Source organism: Pseudomonas sp. NPDC087615 (assembly GCF_044743445.1).
In the GTDB taxonomy this organism is placed as follows: Bacteria; Pseudomonadota; Gammaproteobacteria; order Pseudomonadales; family Pseudomonadaceae; genus Aquipseudomonas; species Aquipseudomonas baetica_A.
Map to the genome: position 1 here is coordinate 1 of NZ_JBIUWM010000149.1, position 1,273 is coordinate 1,273.

At 58.7% G+C, this 1,273-nt stretch carries 1 protein-coding gene and 1 pseudogene; both read left to right on the forward strand.

Annotated elements, in window-relative coordinates; all coding sequences use genetic code 11:
* Positions 1 to 121: 121 nt before the first annotated feature.
* On the forward strand, positions 122 to 1,015 hold the full coding sequence (locus tag ACIOU6_RS28020) for a hypothetical protein (protein ID WP_221733083.1): 894 nt from the start codon (positions 122 to 124) through the stop codon (positions 1,013 to 1,015).
* A 19-nt stretch (positions 1,016 to 1,034) separates the two neighbouring features.
* Positions 1,035 to 1,232: pseudogene (gene rplI, locus ACIOU6_RS28025) on the forward strand (50S ribosomal protein L9); the annotation flags it as partial.
* Positions 1,233 to 1,273 lie beyond the last annotated feature (41 nt).

The window sequence follows — 1,273 nt, forward strand, 5'->3', positions numbered from 1 at the left end:
AATCCTTTGCTACTTGTCGACTGCCCGGTCTCAGCGGCCGTGGCTGTCGGTGTAGGCCAGCAGGCCCAGCAAGCGGGCGCGCTGAGACCGGGCAGTCGACAAGTAGCAAAGGATTGAATGCATGCGTGCCTTAGCTGAGTTCATCATGCGAGGCCGTATGCAGGCCACTCTCGTGGTGGCCGGATGTGCAACATTGCCGTTGTTGTATTGGTTGGGTGCTGCCGCCGGGAGCCTTGTGCTTCTGCGGCGCGGATTGACGGACGCCCTTGGCGTTCTGTCCCTGGGGCTTCTGCCGGCATTGGTCTGGTGGTTGTATGCCGACGATCCACGCGCACTTTTAGTGCTGCTGGGGTCTTCGGGGCTTGCGTTGGTTTTGCGCGCAAGTGAATCCTGGGTTCGCACGTTGCTGGTCAGCGTAGCAATTGGAGTGGTGTTTTCAGTGGTGCTCGGGGCGGCGTTTGCAGCCCAGATCGAGATGCTCGCGCAGGCCCTTATAAAGGTCATGCCAGCGCTTCTCGGTGAGACCTACAAGCAATTGTCGGTCGAAGAGCAAGCGCGTTTCGCGTCCCTGATTGCACCGGTCCTGACCGGGCTGATTGCGGCTTTGTTGCAGATCGTCAGCGTGCTGAGCCTGATTGTCGGGCGTCATTGGCAGGCGTTGTTGTACAACCCGGGTGGTTTTGGTCGCGAGTTTCGCGCCATCCGAATCCCGCTGGGGCCGGCGATGTTACTGCTGGCGTTGATGCTTCTGGGCCCGAATCTCGGTGCACAGATGGCCATGTTGACGCCGTTGTGCAGTGTACCGCTGGTGTTCGCCGGACTTGCCCTGATTCACGGGCTGGTCGGGCAGAAGCGACTGGCCGGTTTCTGGCTGGTGGGGTTGTACGTCACGCTGTTGCTGTTCATGCAGCTGATCTATCCGTTGCTCGTGGTTCTGGCCATTGTCGACAGCCTGATTGATTTTCGCGGTCGTCATGTGTCGAAAGACACCGACAGCGCGAACGGTGAAGGTTAAAAGTTAAGAGGATTTCCACATGCAACTGATCCTTCTGGAAAAAATCGCCAACCTGGGCAACCTGGGCGACAAAGTAAACGTTAAGGCCGGTTACGGCCGTAACTACCTGCTGCCTTTCGGCAAAGCTACCGCTGCGACCGCTGCCAACCTGGCTGCATTCGAAGAGCGTCGTGCTGAGCTGGAAAAAGCTGCCGCAGACCGTAAAGCATCGGCTGAGTGACGTGCTGCCCAACTGGCCGTGGTGGAAGTGAGCATCTC